The sequence below is a fragment of the Pseudomonas sp. LAIL14HWK12:I1 genome, from assembly GCF_003202095.1.
Lineage (GTDB): Bacteria > Pseudomonadota > Gammaproteobacteria > Pseudomonadales > Pseudomonadaceae > Aquipseudomonas > Aquipseudomonas monteilii.
In genome coordinates, this window is sequence record NZ_QJKG01000009.1 from 214710 (window position 1) to 234406 (window position 19697).

The 19697-nt window shown below is 62.5% G+C and carries 22 protein-coding genes and 1 pseudogene; 10 read left to right on the top strand and 13 right to left on the bottom strand.

The window, feature by feature from the left end; all coding sequences use genetic code 11:
* The 6 genes from D906_RS21655 to D906_RS21680 all read left to right on the top strand — a co-directional run bounded on the left by D906_RS21655 (position 1) and on the right by D906_RS21680 (position 4002).
* The gene (locus D906_RS21655) at positions 1–1128 is read left to right on the top strand and encodes an acyl-CoA dehydrogenase (RefSeq protein ID WP_019098772.1); all 1128 of its coding nucleotides are present in this window, start codon (positions 1–3) and stop codon (positions 1126–1128) included.
* A gap of 13 nt (positions 1129–1141) precedes the next feature.
* Positions 1142–1915 (top strand): enoyl-CoA hydratase, encoded by a 774-nt coding sequence (locus D906_RS21660; RefSeq protein ID WP_003250095.1) that lies wholly within the window; start codon positions 1142–1144, stop codon positions 1913–1915.
* A gap of 284 nt (positions 1916–2199) precedes the next feature.
* A complete protein-coding gene (locus tag D906_RS21665) occupies positions 2200–2604 on the top strand; it encodes a TraR/DksA family transcriptional regulator (protein WP_003250099.1) in 405 nt (134 codons plus the stop codon).
* 178 nt (positions 2605–2782) lie between these two features.
* The gene (locus D906_RS21670; protein WP_012271507.1) at positions 2783–2977 is read left to right on the top strand and encodes a hypothetical protein; all 195 of its coding nucleotides are present in this window, start codon (positions 2783–2785) and stop codon (positions 2975–2977) included.
* 345 nt (positions 2978–3322) lie between these two features.
* The gene (locus D906_RS21675) at positions 3323–3793 is read left to right on the top strand and encodes a hypothetical protein (protein WP_025754423.1); all 471 of its coding nucleotides are present in this window, start codon (positions 3323–3325) and stop codon (positions 3791–3793) included.
* Positions 3790–4002 carry a hypothetical protein gene (locus D906_RS21680; RefSeq protein ID WP_016714984.1) on the top strand — a complete coding sequence of 71 codons (213 nt, stop codon included), beginning with the start codon at positions 3790–3792 and terminating at the stop codon, positions 4000–4002. Before D906_RS21675 ends, D906_RS21680 begins: the two co-directional genes overlap by 4 nt.
* Before the next feature lie 10 nt (positions 4003–4012).
* Here D906_RS21680 and D906_RS21685 read toward each other — a convergent pair whose 3' ends face one another.
* From D906_RS21685 to D906_RS21715, 7 genes are all read right to left on the bottom strand, one after another.
* Complete coding sequence (locus tag D906_RS21685; RefSeq protein WP_016714985.1) at positions 4013–4378, bottom strand: Na+/H+ antiporter subunit G; 366 nt, start codon at positions 4376–4378, stop codon at positions 4013–4015.
* Positions 4375–4653: a K+/H+ antiporter subunit F gene (locus D906_RS21690; RefSeq protein ID WP_003250109.1), complete on the bottom strand. Its 279-nt coding sequence runs from the start codon at positions 4651–4653 to the stop codon at positions 4375–4377. Before D906_RS21690 ends, D906_RS21685 begins: the two co-directional genes overlap by 4 nt.
* Entirely contained in the window at positions 4650–5138 is a 489-nt protein-coding gene (locus tag D906_RS21695) for a Na+/H+ antiporter subunit E (protein WP_019098773.1), read from the bottom strand. Before D906_RS21695 ends, D906_RS21690 begins: the two co-directional genes overlap by 4 nt.
* On the bottom strand, positions 5135–6814 hold the full coding sequence (locus tag D906_RS21700; RefSeq protein ID WP_019098774.1) for a monovalent cation/H+ antiporter subunit D: 1680 nt from the start codon (positions 6812–6814) through the stop codon (positions 5135–5137). The genes D906_RS21695 and D906_RS21700 overlap by 4 nt, the downstream gene beginning before the upstream one ends.
* The gene (locus D906_RS21705; protein ID WP_019098775.1) at positions 6811–7155 is read right to left on the bottom strand and encodes a Na+/H+ antiporter subunit C; all 345 of its coding nucleotides are present in this window, start codon (positions 7153–7155) and stop codon (positions 6811–6813) included. Before D906_RS21705 ends, D906_RS21700 begins: the two co-directional genes overlap by 4 nt.
* Positions 7155–10070 carry a monovalent cation/H+ antiporter subunit A gene (locus D906_RS21710; protein ID WP_019098776.1) on the bottom strand — a complete coding sequence of 972 codons (2916 nt, stop codon included), beginning with the start codon at positions 10068–10070 and terminating at the stop codon, positions 7155–7157. The genes D906_RS21705 and D906_RS21710 overlap by 1 nt, the downstream gene beginning before the upstream one ends.
* A 149-nt stretch (positions 10071–10219) precedes the next feature.
* On the bottom strand, positions 10220–11170 hold the full coding sequence (locus D906_RS21715) for a DMT family transporter (RefSeq protein WP_019098777.1): 951 nt from the start codon (positions 11168–11170) through the stop codon (positions 10220–10222).
* A gap of 83 nt (positions 11171–11253) precedes the next feature.
* Here D906_RS21715 and D906_RS21720 point away from each other — a divergent pair, with 83 nt between their 5' ends.
* Entirely contained in the window at positions 11254–11817 is a 564-nt protein-coding gene (locus tag D906_RS21720) for a helix-turn-helix domain-containing protein (protein ID WP_019098778.1), read from the top strand.
* A gap of 48 nt (positions 11818–11865) precedes the next feature.
* Here the strand turns inward: D906_RS21720 and D906_RS21725 are convergent, their stop codons facing one another.
* Positions 11866–12414, bottom strand: a complete 549-nt coding sequence (locus D906_RS21725) for a cysteine hydrolase family protein (protein WP_019098779.1) — start codon at positions 12412–12414, stop codon at positions 11866–11868.
* 82 nt (positions 12415–12496) lie between these two features.
* Here D906_RS21725 and D906_RS21730 point away from each other — a divergent pair, with 82 nt between their 5' ends.
* Together D906_RS21730 and D906_RS21735 are read left to right on the top strand one after the other, a co-directional pair.
* Positions 12497–13516 carry a GlxA family transcriptional regulator gene (locus D906_RS21730; protein ID WP_025754420.1) on the top strand — a complete coding sequence of 340 codons (1020 nt, stop codon included), beginning with the start codon at positions 12497–12499 and terminating at the stop codon, positions 13514–13516.
* Between the two features lie 54 nt (positions 13517–13570).
* Positions 13571–13951 (top strand): antibiotic biosynthesis monooxygenase, encoded by a 381-nt coding sequence (locus tag D906_RS21735; protein ID WP_025754419.1) that lies wholly within the window; start codon positions 13571–13573, stop codon positions 13949–13951.
* Here D906_RS21735 and D906_RS21740 read toward each other — a convergent pair.
* Together D906_RS21740 and D906_RS21745 are read right to left on the bottom strand one after the other, a co-directional pair.
* Positions 13930–14700, bottom strand: coding sequence for a S9 family peptidase (locus D906_RS21740; RefSeq protein ID WP_025754418.1), 771 nt, complete (start codon positions 14698–14700; stop codon positions 13930–13932). The two genes, D906_RS21735 and D906_RS21740, sit on opposite strands and share 22 nt — an antisense overlap.
* Entirely contained in the window at positions 14684–15799 is a 1116-nt protein-coding gene (locus D906_RS21745) for a DUF3182 family protein (RefSeq protein ID WP_027609689.1), read from the bottom strand. Before D906_RS21745 ends, D906_RS21740 begins: the two co-directional genes overlap by 17 nt.
* Positions 15800–16019: 220 nt before the next feature.
* On the opposite strand from D906_RS21745, the gene D906_RS21750 reads away from it, so the two are divergent.
* On the top strand, positions 16020–17828 hold the full coding sequence (locus tag D906_RS21750) for an aminopeptidase P family protein (protein WP_027615705.1): 1809 nt from the start codon (positions 16020–16022) through the stop codon (positions 17826–17828).
* Positions 17829–17866: 38 nt separating this feature from the next.
* Here the strand turns inward: D906_RS21750 and D906_RS21755 are convergent, their stop codons facing one another.
* From D906_RS21755 to D906_RS26690, 3 genes and pseudogenes are all read right to left on the bottom strand, one after another.
* Positions 17867–18148: a hypothetical protein gene (locus D906_RS21755; RefSeq protein WP_016714998.1), complete on the bottom strand. Its 282-nt coding sequence runs from the start codon at positions 18146–18148 to the stop codon at positions 17867–17869.
* A gap of 193 nt (positions 18149–18341) precedes the next feature.
* Positions 18342–19229, bottom strand: coding sequence for a threonine/homoserine exporter RhtA (gene rhtA, locus D906_RS21760; RefSeq protein WP_019098784.1), 888 nt, complete (start codon positions 19227–19229; stop codon positions 18342–18344).
* 235 nt (positions 19230–19464) lie between these two features.
* Positions 19465–19697: pseudogene (locus D906_RS26690) on the bottom strand (hypothetical protein); the annotation flags it as partial.

Sequence of the window (19697 nt, forward strand, 5' to 3'; positions counted from 1 at the left end):
ATGCTGGTAACTGACGAGCAACAACAGATCGCCGACGCCGTGCGCGCTTTCGCCCAGGAGCGCCTGAAACCGTTTGCCGAACAATGGGACAAGGAACACCGTTTTCCGAAAGAGGCCATCGACGAGATGGCCGAGCTTGGCCTGTTCGGCATGCTGGTGCCGGAGCAGTGGGGTGGCAGCGATACCGGTTATGTGGCCTATGCCATGGCCCTGGAAGAGATCGCTGCGGGTGATGGCGCCTGCTCGACCATCATGAGCGTGCACAATTCGGTAGGTTGCGTGCCGATTCTGCGTTTTGGCAGCGAGCAGCAAAAAGAGCAGTTTCTCACCCCGCTGGCCACGGGGGCGATGCTCGGTGCCTTCGCCCTGACCGAACCGCAGGCAGGCTCTGATGCCAGCAGCCTGAAAACCCGTGCAAAGCTTGATGGCGACCACTACGTGCTCAACGGCAGCAAGCAGTTCATCACCTCTGGGCAAAACGCCGGGGTAGTGATCGTGTTTGCCGTGACCGACCCGGACGCCGGCAAGCGTGGCATCAGCGCCTTCATCGTGCCGACCGATTCGCCGGGTTACCAGGTGGCGCGGATCGAGGACAAACTCGGCCAGCATGCCTCCGACACTTGCCAGATCGTTTTCGACAATGTGCGTGTGCCCGTGGCCAACCGCCTGGGCGCGGAGGGCGAAGGCTACAAGATCGCCCTGGCCAACCTTGAGGGTGGTCGCATCGGTATTGCTTCGCAGGCAGTGGGTATGGCCCGCGCCGCGTTCGAAGTGGCCCGCGACTATGCCAACGAACGGCAAAGCTTCGGCAAGGCGCTGATCGAGCACCAGGCCGTGGCATTCCGCCTGGCCGACATGGCCACGAAAATTGCCGTCGCCAGGCAGATGGTGCTGCACGCCGCCGCGCTGCGTGATGCCGGGCGCCCAGCGTTGGTGGAAGCGTCGATGGCCAAGCTGTTTGCCTCGGAAATGGCCGAAAAGGTCTGTTCGGATGCCTTGCAGACCCTGGGCGGTTATGGCTATCTGAGTGACTTCCCGCTGGAGCGGATTTACCGAGACGTTCGGGTATGCCAGATCTACGAAGGCACCAGCGACATTCAGCGCATGGTCATTGCGCGCAATCTTTGAAGGAGCAGACTGCATGGCATTCGAAACCATCCTGTTGGACATCCACGGCAAGGTCGGCCTGATCACCCTCAACCGCCCGCAGGCGCTCAATGCGCTGAACGCGCAGATTGTCGGCGAAATCAACCAGGCCCTGGACCAGCTTGAGCGTGACCCGAACATCGGCTGCGTGGTGCTGACAGGTTCGGCCAAGGCCTTTGCCGCTGGCGCCGACATCAAGGAAATGGCCGAGCTGCAATACCCGCAGATCTACGTTGACGACCTGTTCAGCGATGCCGACCGCATTGCCAACCGCCGCAAGCCGATCATTGCTGCGGTGTCTGGCTTTGCCTTGGGCGGTGGCTGCGAGCTGGCGATGATGTGTGATTTTATCCTGGCCGCCGACAACGCCAAATTCGGCCAGCCGGAAATCAACCTCGGCGTGTTGCCAGGTATGGGTGGTACCCAGCGCCTGACCCGTGCGGTGGGCAAGGCCAAGGCCATGGAGCTGTGCCTGACTGGCCGCCTGATGGGCGCCGAAGAGGCCGAGCGGGCTGGCCTGGTGGCGCGGATTGTGCCGCAGGCGGAGTTGGTGGAAGAGGCGCTGAAGGTGGCGGCGACCATTGCCAGCAAATCGATCCCGGTGAGCATGATGGTCAAGGAAAGCGTCAACCGGGCGTTTGAAGTTACCCTTAGCGAGGGCGTGCGCTTTGAACGTCGAGTGTTCCATGCGGCGTTTTCCACCGAAGACCAGAAAGAAGGCATGGCCGCGTTCATCGCCAAGCGCGAGGCGCAGTTCAAGGACCGTTGATGCTGGCAGGGGATTTTAGCCGGGCCTCCAGGTGCATACCTCGAGACGCCCGGCGCCAGCCCAGCCCGGCCGTCCCCAATGCTACCTCCCTGGCACCGACCAGCGGATTGTAAGCACCTGAAGCAAATTCAGCCCCATTTGCAGTTGCTCCACGCGACGTGGCGCCTTAGACTGCCGCCCCCTGTAAAAGAGTGCCGGTTGGCGCTTGAAGAATTCCGCTGCCGATGCCAAGGCGTCGGCGGCACATGAATCGCCCAAATGCACATTTTTTCATAGAGAAATCGATGACCAAGGAACAGTTGCTGGCCATGTCGGCCGATGACTACATGAACGCCGACCAGCTGGCCTTCTTCACTGAGCTGCTGCAGGCGATGAAAGTCGAAACCCATGAGCGCATCGAGCTCAGCCGCACCACCATCGAAGGCCTGGACACTCCGTCGGACCCTGCCGACGTGGCTTCGGTCGAAGAAGAGCGTAGCTGGCTGGTCAATGCCATCGACCGCGACCAGCGCCTGCTGCCACAGCTGGAAATGGCCCTGGACCGTATTGCCGACGAAAGCTTCGGCTGGTGCGATGACAGCGGTGAGCCGATTGGCCTGAAGCGCCTGCTGATCAGCCCGACCACCAAGTACTGCATCGAAGCCCAGGAGCGCCACGAGCAGCTCGATCGCCACCAGCGCCAGGTATAACCCCGCGCGCGGTGCCAAGCCCCACGGAGCAATCCTTGGGGCTTTTTGCGTTTCTCGCTGGCGCCGTTTTTGTTGCCCCGTGCGTAACACTGCTGTACCGGCATGCGCTGTTTCCTCGCCACGAGCAGGCGTATCATGGCTATATCGTTAGGGTGCTAATTAAGTTCCGGAGGGAATGATGAATAGCCGAGTCGATGTAGCTGTGATGATTGGTTCGGGGGTGCCGGCCACCCTGCAAGCGCTGGGCAAACGCATTTGCTGGGTGGTGCTGGTCAATGGCGAGCGCCGTGGCACTGCATTTGCCACCCGTGAAGAGGCGTTGGAATGCCAGGCCGCCTGGCAGCAACAACTGAAGAAAGGGCTGGCAGCCTGAAAATGTTTATTGCCTCTCGACGGGTTTCGGTGTTTTCGGGCATATTTGTCCTACAGTAATGCGCATCGGGATGCCAGGCCTTGTGTTCTTGCAGGCCCGCTTCCTTGGTTGCGCTTTCTGGCGAGTGATCTCAGGCATCACGCTTCCCACGCCGGGAATGAGCCACACGCCTTCGGTTGAGGGCGAATCTGGCAAACCAGAGTAAAGATTCCTGCGCGCTGCATCGTCAGCGGGCACAGACATTTCGCATATCGCTTTATTACTCTTTTCGCCTATCGATAAGAAATGGCCGTGCCTCCCCGAGCTTGGGTGAGGGCGGGTTGTAACCGGTTGAGGATTACTTCATTGGCAGTCAGCACTCTTGATACCCATGCATTGTTCGCCCTGGGCGACTTGCGCGGTAAATTGGCCCAACTGTTCCAGGGCCGCTTCATCTATGTCACCGAACAGAATCCAGAAGGCCTGTACATGGCCGAAATCGACACCGAAAGTGCACTGGTGGTCGATGACAAACAACGCCTGGAGCTAAAAGTAGGCGATCATTTTCGCGCCGCCGTGTTGCCCAGCCGTGAAGGTGGCAAGCTGGAAATGCGCTTTCGCGAAATCAAGTTGAATGTGTATGGCGTGGGCGATTACGCCTTCGTTTCGGTGCCGGAAGGCGAGGGCATCGTGTTCCGTGAGGGCCAGGCCGTGATGCTGGTGTTTGCCGCACAGCAGCAAGTGCAGGAAGGCCTTGGCAAGTTGCTCAAGGCGGTGACTGGCAAGGTTGCCAAATGGCGCAAGGGTGAACTGACCACCTTCAAGGCCAGTGAGTGACCGGCGCTGACGATGCACCTGCCTCGCGAGCCGAATTTCATCGGCAGCATCAGGCGGATGCTGTGGCCGAGGCCGAACGTTTGCTGGCCAGGCGTGAAGAACTGCAAAGCACCTGGCTGAGCTGGGTGGCGGGTGAGCTCTACCGGCTCGGCCCACCGCCTTATGTCGCCATGGTCCGGCGGGAGCTGCAGCGCCTCAGCCAAAGGTGAGGCGCAACCTTCAGTTACCGCGGTCGCGACCGCTGCTAACCTCTTCGGGCACCGGCTCTTTCGACATGCGCTTACGGAACAGCGCCGCCCGGGCCAGCAAGAGCGTGGTTACCGGCACTGTGATCGACAGCAGGATCGGAATTAGCCAAGCGTGCAGCACAGGCGCGTCCTTGAGCCAGGAAAAGTAGATGATCGACGCCAGCGCCACGCACCAGGCGCCAATGGTCGAGGCCAGTGCCGGTGGGTGCATCCGCTGGAAGTAGTCTTTCAGGCGTACCAGGCCTATGGCACCCACCAGGGCGAACAGGCTGCCGGTCAGCAGTAGCACGGCAGTGACCACCTCCAGCCAGAAGGGCAGTACCAAGGTTTCGGTCATTCGATCACCTCTCCGCGCAGCAGGAACTTGGCCAAGGCAAACGAGCCGACGAAGCCGAACAGCGCAATCAGCAGGGCACCTTCGAAGTAGGTGTCACTGGCGTAACGGATCCCCAGCACCAGCATGGTCAGCATGGCCAGGATATACAGGTAGTCCAGCGCCAGCACACGGTCCTGGGCGGACGGGCCACGGAACAGCCGGATCAGCGCCAGGCCCATGGCCAGGGCGAAGATGAACAGGCTGGCGAGGACAGCATTGGCGAGCAGGCCTGTCATTGAAAGATCTCCATCAGCGGGCGTTCATAGGTGTCCTTGAAGTGCTGGATGAAGGCCGCTTCATCGTCCAGGTCGAATACATGCAGCAGCAAGACGCTGCGGTCCAGCGCCAGTTCTGACCAGACTGTGCCGGGCACCACCGTGGTGATCATCGAAAGTGCCGCCAGGCCGTGCGGGTCGCGCAATGCCAGCGGTATGTGCACGAACGCCGAGCGTGGCGGCTGCTTGCCGGCACGCAGTACGCCGCGAGCCACCAGCAGGTTGGAGACGATCACATCGATGCCGACCCGGCCGATCAGCCGGGCAATGACCAGCGGCCGACGCACATGGGCATGCTGCGGACGCAACGGTGCCATCAGCAGCGGGGCCAGCACACCGAGTGCGGCGCCCAGCAGCAGGTTGCCGGGGCTGACCGAGAGGTTCAGCAACAGCCAGAGGCCGAACAGCGAAACCGATAGCAGCGGGGCGGGGAACAGTCGGTTCATGGCTGCACCTGTACGTCGAGCGAGGTGGGGCCAGGAATCGGCCGGGCGGCCATCACGGCTTCGATGTAGGCGTCCGGCGCCTGCAGGCTGGCGGCGGTGTCCTGGGTGTAGCGCAGCAACGGCTCGGCCTTGAGGCTGAGGACCATGCACAGGCCGAGCAGGATGACGATGGGCAGGCACTCATAGCGGCGTAGCACGGGTGACGGGCGCTCTTCGGGCTTCCAGAAGCGCTGTATGCCCACGCGGCCAAAGGCGATCAGCGACGCCATGCCGGACAGGATCAGCAGTGCCACCAGGCCCCAGCCTGCCGGGCTCAACGGTTGTTCGGCCGGCACGCCCAGGCCGTGCGGGTTGAACAGCGCGCTGATAAGGTTGAGCTTGCCGACAAAGCCCGACAGTGGCGGCATGCCGATGATGAGCAGCGCGCAGGCGATGAAGCTCAGGCCCAGGAAGGCCATGGTCCACGGGATGATCTGGCCGATCACCACCTTTTGCTCGTCGTCGAGGTTGATACCCTTGGGCGGGTGCAGCGACTCCAGCGGGGGCGGCATCACGTCTTCTTCTTCGTCCAGGGGCGCCTCGTTGGCCGAGCGTGAGCGTTCGACCAGTTCGGCGAGCAGGAACAGCGCGCACAGGGCCAGGGTAGAGTTGACCAGGTAGAACAACGCCGCGCCGGTCAGCGCCGCCTGGGCAAAGCCAACCGCGCCGAGCAGGGTGCCAGCCGAGACCAGGATACTGAGGGCTGCCATGCGCTCCAGGCGCTGTGCAGCCAGGATCGATACCGCAGCCATCGCCAGGGTGGCCAAGCCGCCGTATACCAGCCATTCGCCGCCGAAATGCGCCGAGGCCCCCGCCTGCCCGGAGAACAGCAGTGTCCACAGGCGCAGCACGGCATACAGGCCGACTTTGGTCATGATGGCGAACAACGCAGCCACGGGTGCGCTGGCCGAAGCGTAGGCTGGCACCAGCCAGAAGTTCAGCGGCCAGATACCCGCCTTGACCAGGAAGGCCATGGCCAGGATCGCCGCGCCGGCATGCAACAGGCCACGGTCGGCCTCTGGCACCAAGGGAATCTTCAGGGCCAGGTCGGCCATGTTCAGGGTGCCCGTCACGCCATACAGCATGGCGGCGCCAATCAGGAACAGCGACGAGGCGAACAGGTTGATGGCGATGTAGTGCAGGCCGGCGCGTACCCGGGCGCGACCCGAGCCATGCAGCAGCAGGCCATACGACGCGGCCAGCAGTACCTCGAAGAACACGAACAGGTTGAACAGGTCGGCGGTGAGGAAGGCACCGTACAGGCCCATCAGCTGGATCTGAAACAGCGCATGGAAACTGGCCCCGGCACCGTCCCACCGGGCACGGGCAAACAGCAACGCACTGAAGCCGATCACCCCGGTCAGGGTCAGCAGCAGGGCCGACAGGTGGTCCACGACCAGCACGATGCCGAACGGTGCTGGCCAGTTGCCCGGCAGGTAAACGCCGATTGACGCTGCCTGCCCCTGGGTACGCACCCACAGCAGCAGGCTGACGGCAATTGCCAGGCCGGCGAAGGTCGACAGCAGGTTCAGGCGGGCCTTGATCTGCCGGTGCTTTTCACCCAGCAGCAACATGACTGCGGCAGTGACCAGCGGCAGCAGGATAGGCGCAACGATCAGTTGACTCATTCCATTCATTCGTCACGCTCCCGGCCATCCACGTGGTCGGTACCGGTCAGGCCGCGTGAGGCCAGCAACACCACCAGAAACAGCGCGGTCATGGCAAAGCTGATGACGATGGCGGTAAGCACCAGCGCCTGCGGCAGCGGGTCGGTGTAGTGCAGCAGGTCCTGTGTGACGCCGTTCTTGATGATTGGCTCTTTGCCGATGAAGAGGCTGCCCATGCTGAAAATGAACAGGTTGACCCCGTACGACAGCAGGCACAGGCCCATGATGACCTGGTAGGTACGGGGGCGCAGGATCAGCCACACCCCCGAGGCGGCGAGCACGCCGATGGCGACTGCAATCACTTCTTCCATCAGGCGGCTCCTGCTTGGCTGGTTTTCGCCGGGTTGCCCGGGCGGTAAGCGCGCACCGACTGGTGCGCCAGGGCCGTGAGGATCAGCAGGGTCGAGCCGACCACCACGGTGTATACGCCGACATCGAAGAACAGCGCGCTGGCCACGTGCACATCACCCAGCAGTGGCAGGTGCAGGTGGGCAGTATGGGTAGTGAGGAACGGATAGCCCAGCAGCATGGCGCCGACCCCGGTCAGGGTCGCGCACAGCAGCCCGGTGCCCATCCAGCGCAGCGGGCGCAGGCTCATCTGCGCTTCGACCCACTGGGTACCGGCCACCATGTACTGCAGGATGAACGCCACCGACATCACCAGGCCGGCGACAAAGCCGCCGCCCGGTTGGTTGTGACCACGCATGAACAGGTACATCGAGACCAGCAGCGCGACTGGCAGCAGCAGGCGCACCAGCACTGCCGGCACCATCATGAAGCCCAGGGCGGTGTCGGTGGCATGCCGTGGGTTGATCAGGTCGGTGACCACGTCGGGTGCCAGCTGGCGCTGCTGCGCCGGCAGCTGCATGCTCTCTTTGGGTGGGCGGAAGCGGCGCAGCAGGGCGAACACGGTCAGCGCTACGGCCACCAGCACGGTGATTTCACCGAGGGTGTCGAAGCCGCGGAAGTCCACCAGCATCACGTTGACCACGTTGGTGCCGCCGCCTTGGGGCAGCGCACGGCTGAGGTAGAACGACGAGATGTCGTTGGGCGTTGGACGGGTCAGCATGGCGTACGACAGCACAGCCATGCCGCCACCCACCAGCACGGCCAGCAGCAGGTCGCGCAGGCGGCGCATGCGCGCACGCTCCAGGCTACCCGGTAGTGGCGACACGCCTTCGATACGCCGTGGCAGCCAGCGCAGGCCCAGCAGGATCAGCACAGTCGTGACCACTTCCACCACCAGCTGGGTCAGGGCCAGGTCAGGCGCGGAGAACCAGACAAACGTGATGCAGGTCATCAGGCCGCAGACACTGACCATGATCAGTGCCGCCAGGCGGTGGTACTTCGCCTGGTAGGCGGCGCCGATGGCGCAGGCAATGGCGATCAGCCACAGTGCGACGAACACGCCCGAGCCCGGAATTTTCGGCCGGTCGCCCCAGCTCAGCCCGCTGTAGAGCATGGGCGTGAGGCCTGCGAGAAAGGCGGCGACCACCAGCATGAACAGCTGCGATTGCAGGCGGCGAGAGGTGAACAGGCGCTCGACGCGACGCGCCAGCACCATCAGGTGAACTTGCCCGTGCTCGAACAGGCGCTTGCCGTTGAAGCGTTCGATCACCGGCGGGTAGGGAAAGCGGCCCAGGCGCAGCTGCTTGCGCAGCAACAGGTACAGCACGATACCGCCGCTCATGGCCACCAGGCTCATGATCAGCGGTGCGTTCCAGCCATGCCAGATCGCCAGGCTGTACTCCGGCAAGGTGCCGCCTACCACCGGCAGCGCCGCAGCGGCCAGCAGCGGGCCGACCGACTGGGCAGGGAAGATCCCCACCACCAGGCAGGTGAGCACCAGCAGTTCGACCGGCGCACGCATCCAGCGTGGCGGCTCGTGCGGGGTGTGGGGCAGGTCCTGGGCGGTCGGCCCGAAGAACACATCGACGGTAAAGCGCAGGGCATAGGCCACGCTGAAAGTACCGGCCAGGGTGGCGATCACGGGCAGGGTGGCCTCGACCCACGCGGTGGAACTGATGAATACGGTTTCGGCGAAGAACATTTCCTTGGACAGGAAGCCGTTCATCAGCGGCACGCCAGCCATCGAGGCGCTGGCTACCATGGCCAGGGTCGCGGTGTAGGGCACCAGGCGGATAAGGCCGCTGAGGCGACGGATGTCGCGCGTACCGCTTTCATGGTCGATGATGCCGGCTGCCATGAACAGCGAGGCCTTGAACGTGGCATGGTTGAGGATGTGGAATACTGCTGCAACGGCAGCCAGTGGGCTGTTCAGGCCCAGCAGCAGGGTAATCAGGCCCAGGTGGCTGATGGTCGAATAGGCCAGCAGGCCCTTGAGGTCGTTCTGGAACATGGCGGCGAACGCGCCGAGCAGCAGGGTGAGGGCACCGGCACCACCGACGATCCAGAACCACTCTTCGCTGCCGGAAAGCACCGGCCACAGCCGCGCCAGCAGGAACACCCCGGCCTTGACCATGGTGGCAGAGTGCAAATAGGCCGATACCGGCGTGGGCGCTGCCATGGCGTGGGGCAGCCAGAACTGGAAGGGGAACTGTGCGCTCTTGCTCAGGGCGCCGATGAGAATCAGGGGCAGCAGCACCGGGTACAGCGCATGCTGGCGGATGGTATCGCCGGCAGCCAGGACCTTGTCCAGGTCATAGCTGCCGACCACATGGCCGAGCAGCAGGGCCCCGACCAGCAGGCACAAGCCGCCTGCACCGGTCACCATCAGCGCCATGTACGCACCACGGCGGGCGTCTGCGCGGTGGTGCCAGTAGCCGATCAGCAGGAAGGAGAACAGGCTGGTGAGTTCCCAGAAGAACACCAGCTGAATCAGGTTGCCGGAAATCACCAGGCCAAGCATGGCGCCCATGAAGGCCAGGAAGAAGGCGAAGAAGCGCGGTACCGGGTCTTGCGGTGACATGTAGTAGCGCGCGTACAGCGACACCAGCGTACCGATGCCCAGTACCAGCAGCGAGAACAGCCAGGCGAAGCCGTCCATGCGCAGTACCAGGTTGAGTCCCAGGCTGGGCAGCCACAGGAACTCTTCGCGAATCACACCGCCATGGGCAACCTGGGGATACAGCAGTGCTACCTGGACGGTACCGACCAGGGCTACGAGCCCGGCAAGAATGGACTCGGCGTTACGTGCGTTGTGCGGCAGCACGGCTGCCAGGCAACTGCCCACGAACGGCAGAAGCAATAGCACTATCAATGACATAGCGGCCTATTCTGGAGAAGTTTGCAAAGATCATACGTGCCGAGGGGGTGATCACCAACACGCAAGCTGTCGCAGAATCCTACAAACAGGCTGTGACAAGCTGTTTTTTTATAACATTTGTTTACAAAGCATAGCTGCTGTTATCGACTTCACAGCTCCGCCTGGCGTTCGCCTTCATTCTGTACATCGCGTGCCTCAATGGTTTCGCGCGGTCGGCGCACTTTGAGCTCGCTCACCACCACCGCGATCACGATCAGCAGGCCACCGAGCAGTGCCACGCCCGGCAGGCGTTCGCCCGCCAGGCGCCCGACGATCCCGGCCCACACTGGCTCACCGGCGTAGATGAGCGTGGCCCGGGTAGGCGAAACCGACTTCTGTGCCCAGTTCATCGCCACCTGGATGACTGCGCTCATGGCGCCCAGGCCTACGGCGCTGCCCAGCAGCAGCCAGGAGAAGTCGGGGATACGCTCCTGGGTTGGCACGATCATCAGAAACGCCAGCAATGATGCGGTCGCCAGTTGCACCACGGTAACCCGGCGTACGTCGACCTGGCCGGCGTAGCGGCTGATCAGGATGATTTCGCCGGCGATGGCGACGGCGCTGACCAAGGTGACCACCTCGCCCTCGCTGAAATGCAGGCTGCCGCCTTCCGGCCCGGCCAACAGCATCAGGCCGATGAATGCCAGGCAAATGCCGATGCTGGGCATCAGGCCAGGCCGTCGGCCCAGCACCAGCCACTGCAAAAGCGGCACGAACGGCACGTACAGCGCAGTGATGAACGCCGATTGGCTGCTGCTGATGGTTTGCAGGCCCATGGTTTGCAAGCCATAGCCGAGCATGATCGATACACCGATGAGCATGCCGGCCTTGAGCTCGGTGAAGGTCAGCCCGGGCAATGCCCGCGCCGAGACCACGCCCACGAACAGTGCGGCTGCAGCAAAGCGCAAGCCGACGAAGAACATCGGGCCGCTGACGGTCATCACGTTGTGCACCAGCAGGAAGGTGCCGCCCCACAACATGGTGATGAAGACCAGCACCAGTTCAGCCTTGCTCAGGCGAAAGGTAACGGTGGGGGTCGGTTTGTTGCTGGCCTGGCTCATGGTCTTGCGCACTCGGAGGGGGCGGCGCACAATCGCCGCAAAGTGGGCAGTATACTGCGCAATCTCGACCAGTGAGCAATATAGTGCACAAAGATTCCGCGCATCGCGCATCGGTGCTTCAACATGTCAGCCTCAATGTGCGCCGCCTGCGCAACGCGGCTGGCATGAGCCAGACGACGTTGGCCGAGCGCTCCGGGGTTAGCCGGCGCATGCTGGTGGCGATCGAGGCGGGGGAAAAGAACGTCAGCCTGACCACGCTGGATTTGATCGCCGAAGCCTTGGGGGTGGCATTCAGTACCTTGATCCAGGCGCCTGATCGGCGTGATCCCGGGCGCATCGAAGAGCTGGCCTGGGCGGGGGAGCATCCGCAGAGCCGGGCAGTGTTGCTTGGCACCAGCCCGGCGCGGCGCGAGGTGGAGCTGTGGGCGTGGACCCTGGCGCCGGGTGAGTGCTATTCCAGCGAGGCCGATGCCGAAGGCTGGAGCGAGCAGATTTATGTGGCTGAAGGGCAGCTGACGTTGATCATCGAAGGGGTCGAGCATCGTCTGCTGGTGGGGCAGTTCCATGTGTTTCCCAGCAACTGCCGGTATGCATACCGTAATGATGGGGCGGTGGCGGTGCGGTTCGTGCGTAATGTGGTGATTTGAGCCTGCAAGCTTTGGGGCTGATGCATAGCCCCAAAGCTTTCGAGCCGATCAGCCTTGAAGCAACTCATCGGTCCTCACGACCTTGGCATAGGCAAATGCCAGCGCCGCCATCGCCGAATCATGAACCTGCGCCGCCGCTACCTGCCTGCCGTCGAACGCCAGCGGCAGGGTCGCACAGGCATCGTGCGCCACGGTCACCTCGTAACCCAGGTCGGCCGCAGCCCGGGTGGCGGCATCGATGCACATATGGCTCATGCTGCCGACGATGGTCAGGGCCTCGACGCCATGCCGGTCCAGCGTGTGCTCAAGGTCGGTACCGAGGAAGGCGTTGACCTTGTGCTTGAGCACCACCGGTTCGCCTGCTGCCGGTTCGACCTTGGAGTGGATCGCCGAACCCTGCGAGCCCGGTGCAAAGAAGGGGGCATCGGCGCTGTCGAACTCATGGCGCACATGCACCACCAGGTCGCCGCGCTGGCGTGCGGCTGCCAGCAACCGTGCAGCGTTGTCGGCCGCCTGGTCGGCGCCATCGAGGGTCCATTTGCCGCCCGGGAAATAGTCGTTCTGGATGTCGATGATGATCAGCGCCTGCTTGCTCATGCTGCCTCCTGTGGCAGTAGTCGTTGGTAGGCGTTAGTTATAGGCTGTGTGCAAGAACCTGAGGATTGGCGCGAACGACACTATGCGGGCAAAAACTGACATCCCCGCCAGCCTGGACATCGGCCTGCTGCTGTACCCCGGCGTGCAGCGCGCGGCCGTATATGGCCTGGCCGACCTGTTCCTGGTGGCCAACCGGGTTGCAGCCGAACTGGGGGCTGTCGAGCTGCCGCACATTCGTGTCAGCTTCTGGCAGGCCGACGAGGCAGGGCAGTTGCTGCCAGCCCCGGATAGCTCCGCGGCGGCTGCTCCGGGCCTGGGTGTATTGATCATTCCACCCAGCCTGGAGTCGGCCCCGCAAGCCGAGCTGCTTGACCGTCACCGTGCGTCCCTGTGCCAGTTGCACGGGCGCGGTACGGTGCTGGCGTCGGTTTGCATCGGGGTGTTTTTCATTGCCGCCAGTGGGCTACTCGACGGGCGCCCGGCCTGCACCCACTGGAACTATGTGCATGCCCTGGCCCAGCGCTTCCCCAAGGTGCGGGTAGAGGCGCGGCAGCCGTTGCTGGACGACGGCGATATCGTGACCTCGGCAGGGTTGATGGCCTGGACTGACCTGGGCTTGCGCCTGCTGGAGCGATTTCTTGGGGCGACGGTGGCGCGAGAGACCGCTCGCTACCTGGCCGTTGAGCCGACGACAGCCCCCTTGCCCGGGGCGCTGTTCAGTCCGCGCCTGGACCACGGCGACGAGGCCGTGTTGAAGGTGCAACATTGGTTGCAGGGCAATGGCGGGCAGGAGGCTGACCTTGCGGCGATGGCTGCGTGCGCGGGGCTGGAAGCGCGTACGTTCCTGCGGCGCTTTCGTGCCGCCACCGGGATGCGCCCGACCGAGTATTGCCAGCAGGTGAGGGTCGGGCGAGCCTGCCGTTTGCTGGAGTTCACACGGCGCAACGTCGAACAGATTGCCTGGGGTGTCGGGTACCAGGACCCGGGAGCGTTTCGCAAGGTGTTTCAGCGCATTACCGGCCTGACCCCAAGTGACTACCGGCGGCGTTTTGCGGTATCAGGCCAGGGTGCGCATAAACCCCTTGACCTTGACTTTACTTGAGGTTTTACCCTGCTCGGCATCCCGCTGCATGCGTCCGTTACCAGGAGACCGCCGATGTCGGCCAACCCTAATGCCCTTTGGTTCACCCAGATGATCGAATACGAAGTGCCCAGCATGTGCCAGCAAGCATTGGCTCAGGCCTTGGTGGCGCGAAGCGAAGAGCTTGCTGCGCGCTGTGAAGGGCTGCAGGGGGTCAGTGTCCAGGCCAGTGACGATGGCAGCCGGGTGCTGCAATACCTGCAATGGCAATCACGCCAGGCCTGGTCGGTGGCGGCCGTGCACTTCGTCGAGGAGCCCTTCCTTGAGCTGCTGGGGCAGCATCAGGCGCGCGGGGTGCACTTTGCAGCCTACCAGACGCTGCGCAGTCTGGTTCGCGGCGCCGATGGCGGCCTGCATTGTCAGGTGGGCGAGCTTCAGGCATACCAAGGCGCGTAATGCGGGTAGCGGTCCAGTCGGGCACCGATGACCATTTCGCTGATCCATGCTGCCAGGATCGAGCTGTAGGCTTTCTGGCTCTCTTCGCTGGACAGCGCGTGATCGGCCCCGTCGACGATGCGATGGGTGAGCGAATGGGCGCTGACGAATGCCGAGCGGTAGCTCATCAGTGTGCTGTGCGGTACATAGTCGTCCTGTTCGGACTCTACCAGCAAGACGTCCCCTCCGAACTCGGCGCACGCTGCCAGTGCACGGTTGTCAGCCGGGCCAAGCGATTGCTGCCGGTAGGCGTTCAGGCGTTGGCGGTCGAGGGTTTGCTTGGGGGTGTTCCATTCGTCGTCCCAATACATGGCGGGTACCCGCAGGGCCAGCCATTTGACGGACCGTTCGCGGGTCAGCAGCGTTGCCAGGTAGCCGCCATAACTGCTGCCGATGAGGGCGATGGCGCTACTGTCCACGGCTGGATGGCTCAGCAGCCGGTCGTAGGCCACCATCAGGTCATGCAGGTTTTGTTCACGCGTGACTGTCAGGCGTTGGCTTTCGGTCTTTTCGTGCCCGCGAAGGTCGAAGGTCATGCACACGCAGCCCAGTCCGGTGATGTGCCGGGCCCGGGCCAGATCACGCTGCTGGCTTCCGCCCCAACCGTGCACGAAGAGGATGCCCGGCATCTTGCTGCCGGGGCTGACCAGGGTGCCGACAATGCTGTCGTTGTCGACTTGCAGTTCAACGGTTTCACTCTGAACGGCCATGTTCGCGAATCCGTGCAAATTTGCTGAATTGTCCGAGTTCACTGTCGTTTCCTTGGTAGAAGAGGGTGGCATCAGCGGGCAGGTCGGGCGTGCCGAACACTTCGTGGGTGGAGGCACGCACCTGCTGCAATGCCGGGTCATCGGCAAATGCCTGCAGGGCCAGCAGCTCGGCACTGCTGGCACCGCCCAGGCGCCAGGATTGCTCGAGCACACCGCTACGTAGGTGCCCTTGAGGGCTCAGGCCGCGAGCGATGTCGTAGTTGCGCCGTGAGGCGATGAAGCCAGGGAAGTGCTGCTCGGCAGCCTGCTCGTAGGTGATGGCCTGGTTGATCGCCAGACGCAGGTGGTCTTCCAGGGGGAGTTGCAGCAGCGCCTGATAGTCGCCACGTACCACCACAAGGTCGGAGCCGCCATACACCTCGATGCCCTGGTGGTCATGGGTCAGCTGTTGGGTACCGTGATAGCTGCATGTCAGCCCCGCGACGCGCACTTGGCCGACGCTGAAGGTTTTTACGTCATTGAGGTCTTCTTCGAGTACCAGCCCCCACACTGCCAGCGCCTGTTCGTCCATATCGGCCAGCAGGGGTTCCAGTGCGTCTGCAGTGCTGATGACCGCTTGTCCGCGGCCTGCGGTAGCCAGCACCGGCTTGACCCGTAGCGGGCCGTCGAGCAGCAGCAACTGTGCGGCAGTGCGCGCATCAGCTTTGCTGAACACGGTGTAGCCGCGCAGCAGGGCGTCACTCGCTTGTTGGGCGAAGGCGTCAGTCCAGCCCGGTGGGAAGCTGGCCTTGGCCGGCAACGGGTGGGAGATTGCCTTGGTCGCCATGTGGGGGTAGGACACCAGGCCGCCAAACAGGTCCTGTTCGCCAAGAATACCCAGGGCGGCATAGCGCCGGGGGTCGATCAGGGTCTCGGTGGGCACGTAGTAGTAGCCGTCGTTGGCCTTGGCCTGCTGCCTGGGCACATGTGGACAACCCAGCAGGCGGGCGAGGCCGTCGGCAAGCTTGAGGTGCACGGCATGCTCATGCTCGGGCGTATGTTCGCGGGTGTCGAGCAACACCACGCCGGTTTTCGAATGCCAGGCACTGGGCATGGTCATTTGCCTGTGGGCAGTGAGTGTACTGTGTGTGAAGCCGGCACTTTGCGGAAGTTCAGCGGGACTTGATCGGTGGTCCTGAGCGCGTTGTAGGAAGTGTCTGATTGGCGCAAGGCGTGGCGGGCAATCCATGCCGTGTCCTGGTCGTCACGATTGCAGGGTTCTGGCGGCTGTTCCATTATCGGCACATTGGATCAACCGTGATGTAGCCGCAGGAGAGCGCATGAACGTCCAGACCACCCTTGAGCAAAGCGTGCCACAGCGCCTGGCACGCGTGCGCCAGGCCATGGCGGCAGAGGGCATCGATGCCTTGCTGGTACCTTCGGCCGACCCCCACCTTTCCGAATACCTGCCCGGTTACTGGCAGGGGCGTCAGTGGCTCTCGGGTTTCCACGGCTCGGTCGGCACATTGGTGGTCACCCCCGGGTTCGCCGGGCTGTGGGTCGACAGCCGCTACTGGGAGCAGGCCGAGCATGAACTGGCAGACAGCGGCATTGAGCTGATGAAACTGTTGCCGGGCAAACCCGGGGCGTTGGAGTGGCTGGGCGATAATGTAGCGCCCGACGGTAGCGTCGCGGTAGATGGTGCGGTCCTGGCGCTGGCCTCGGCGCGACAACTGGGTGAGCGGCTGAAGTCTCGCGGCGCTCGGCTGGTCACCGACAAGGATCTGTTGGGGCAAGTCTGGGATGGGCGCCCGGCGCTGCCGGGTAACCCGGTGTACCAGCATTTACCGCCGCATGCGACGGTGAGCCGAGCGGAAAAACTCGCGCAGTTGCGTCAGGGCATGCTGGCCAAGGGCGCCGACTGGCATTTCATTGCCACCCTTGATGACATCGCATGGCTGTTCAACCTGCGCGGCAGTGATGTCTCCTATAACCCGGTGTTTCTGGCCTTTGCGTTGATCAATGAGAAGCAGGCCATTCTGTTCGTGGGTCAGGACAAGGTGGACGCGCATTTGCGCCAAGTGCTGGCAGTCGACGGCGTCGAGGTACGCGACTACAGCGAGGCTGGCAAGGCCTTAGGTGCCGTACCGGCCGGCAGCAGGTTGCTGGTGGACCCGGCACGGGTCACCTGTGGCCTGCTGGAAAACCGTTCGGCAGAGGTCGTGCTGATCGAGGGGATCAATCCCACCACCCTGAGCAAGTCATGCAAAGGTGATGAAGACCTGGTTCACATCCGTCAGGTCATGGAGCAGGACGGTGCTGCCTTGTGCGAATTCTTCACCTGGTTCGAGGCCAGCCTGGGCAATGAGAAAATCACCGAGCTGACGATCGACGAGCAACTGAGCGCAGCGCGTGCCCGGCGCCCGGGTTTCGTATCGCTGAGTTTCTCGACCATTGCTGCCTTCAATGGCAACGGTGCCATGCCGCATTACCGCGCTACCGAGCAGTCGCACGCGGTCATCGAGGGCGACGGGCTTTTGCTAATCGATTCGGGCGGGCAGTACCTGGGTGGCACCACCGACATCACACGCATGGTGCCTGTGGGCAACCCCAGCCACCAGCAGAAGCAGGATTGCACCCGGGTACTCAAGGGCATGATTGCCCTGTCGCGTGCCACCTTTCCGCGTGGGGTGCTGTCGCCGTTGCTCGACGCCATTGCTCGTGCGCCGATCTGGGCAGACCAGGTGGATTACGGCCACGGTACCGGGCATGGGGTAGGCTACTTCATGAATGTGCATGAAGGGCCGCAGGTAATTGCCTACCAGGCGGCACCTGCACCGCAGACGGCGATGCAGGCGGGCATGATCAGCTCGATCGAGCCAGGTACGTATCGCCCGGGGCAATGGGGTGTACGCATCGAGAACCTGGTGGTCAATCGTGAAGCCGGCAAGAGTGCATTTGGCGACTTCCTGAACTTCGAGACGTTGACACTGTGCCCGATCGACACCCGGTGCCTGCTAGCCGAACAGCTGTCAAAAGAAGAGGTGGAGTGGTTGAACCGCTATCACGCCACGGTGCGTGAGCGCCTGGCTCCGTTGCTCAAGGGGGACGCCTTGGCCTGGCTGGAAAGGCGTACCACGTCGCTGTAACAGCGTATGAAAAGGGCAGCTCGTGAGCTGCCCTTTTTCTACTTGCAGATGACGATCATGCTGCGGCTGGTGTAACCCGCCGGGTTGATGCCGAACAAGTAATCGCCGGCTTCTTCATCGCTGTCGCCCGAGCGTGCGATGACCCGATAGCCGCGCGTGCTGCAAGAGCTCGCGGCTTTGCTGTAGCAGTTGTCCCACGAAGAGGAAAGGCCGGAGCAGTTGATATGCAGGCCCTTCTTGCCCCTCTTGACCTCAGTCTTGGCCGTGGCGGCACATCCAGCAATAGCCAAGATGGCCAGGATGAGAAAAATACGTTTCATTCCTGTCCTTAAATGCAGGGCCGATCAGCTGTCGTCTAGCCCTGTCGTTATCGCTTCGGTTCTTCCTGAAATTTCCCCAGCGTCCCTGTTCGGTCCAGTAGATAGCGTAAAGATGATGATTCTGTGACAGCTTAATCAGCGAGACGGGTCGCTACAATCTTTAATCCTGTCTCAAATGAAAATATTTCTCATATCAGTCTGCTGCGACGGCTGGGGCGGGCTCCTTGCGCATGGACAGCGTGGTGCCGACAGAGGCCGTGATGATTGCCAGAATCGCCAGCCATTGGGTAACCGTCAGCACTTCGCCCAGGAAAAGAAGGCCGGACAACGCCCCGAACGCCGGTTCGATGCTCATCAGGGTGCCGAAGGTGCGAGCCGGAATGCGCGTGAGGGCAACCATCTCCAGGCTGTAGGGCAGTGCTGTGGACAGTATCGCCACGCCCAGCGCCATGGGGATGACCGCGGGCGTGAGCAGCGCACTGCCCGCGTGGACAATGCCGATGGGGGCGACGAACAGTGCAGCGACCACCACGCCGAGCGCGGCGCTCTGGATGCCGTGTTCGGCCCCGGCACGCTGCCCGAACAGAATGTACAGGGCCCAGCACACGCCAGCACCCAGCGCGTAAGCAGCACCGGCCGGGTCGAGTGCCTGGCCACTGTGCCCTGCAGGCAGCAACAACAGCAAGCCGGCGATGGCCAGGGCAATCCACAGGAAGTCGATTGGCCGGCGTGAAGAGAAGATCGCAACGGCGAGCGGCCCGGTGAACTCCAGTGCAACGGCAATGCCGATGGGCACCGTTTGCAGCGCCATATAGAAGAGGAAATTCATGCCACCCAGGGCCATGCCATAGATGACCACGTTACGCAGGGTGTTGGCGGTCATGCGTACCCGCCACGGGCGCAATATAAGCAGCATGATGATGCTGGCGAAAATCAGGCGCAGGGCGGTGGTGCCTTGTGCGCCGATAATGGGGAACATGCTTTTGGCCAGGGAGGCACCCGATTGAATCGATGCCATGGCGATAAGCAGCAGCCCAATCGGGAAGAGGGTGGCGGCCAGGCTGCGGGGCTGGGTGTTCATGTCTGTGCGGCGATCCTTGGGCGGGGTGGGTGATGAGCAATATAGTGCGCAATTGATGGGGTGCGTGATAGCCCTGAAGCGCCTTCGGCATAAATATTTCAAAACATTGAAATTAAGGGTTGACCTCCTCAGAGCCGTCCCTATAATGCGCACCACTCCAACGCGGTAGCGAAGCAAAGCTAGCCACCCTGTTGAGTCAAGTGTTTGAAGCTAAACGAGTTTCTCGCAAAAAACTTCAAAATAAACGCTTGACAGGCTCTGAGGAAAGCGTAGAATGCGCGCCTCGGTTGAGACGAAAGCTCTTAACCAAACGCTCTTTAACAAATCGAATCAAGCAATTCGTGTGGGTGCTTGTGAGTACGGACTGATAGTCAAAAAGATTATCAGCATCACAAGTGGCCATGCGAGAAATCACATAGTCATTTGAGATTGCTGAGCCAAGTTTAGGGTTTCTTAAAAACCCAAGCA